The sequence below is a fragment of the Agathobaculum sp. LCP25S3_E8 genome, from assembly GCF_052117165.1.
Taxonomy (GTDB): domain Bacteria; phylum Bacillota; class Clostridia; order Oscillospirales; family Butyricicoccaceae; genus Agathobaculum.
Window position 1 is genome coordinate 1 of record NZ_JBQKJR010000194.1, and the last position, 325, is coordinate 325.

The following is a 325-nucleotide window of genomic DNA, read 5'->3' on the forward strand; positions in this document are numbered from 1 at the left end:
TTTCAGCACGTCTGCCTTGTATTCTGCACTGTATTTCTGTCCCATCTTCAACACCCTTTCTGTTCTTCATTATACCACCTTGGGTGTGCGGTTTTATTGTATCACTCCAGGGTACTTGAAATAGGTGCTGAGATGTGGCCAGTTATCCCGCCAGGACTGAGAGATTTTGGGGTATTTCTTATCCCAATGTTCGGAAAAGGTATCCAGAGCGTCTAGGGCCGCGGACTCATCCACCGCGGCGTAGACTGCCTTCAAGTCTGCCATGAGCGCCTTTAAGTCCTTGTAGGATACATATTTGCTGGAATTTCGGAGCTGATGGATGATA

The 325-nt window shown here is 47.7% G+C and carries 1 pseudogene; it reads right to left on the reverse strand.

From position 1 onward, the window contains the following. Positions 1–108: 108 nt before the first annotated feature. A pseudogene (locus tag ACTQ34_RS18230) lies at positions 109–325 on the reverse strand (transposase); the annotation flags it as partial.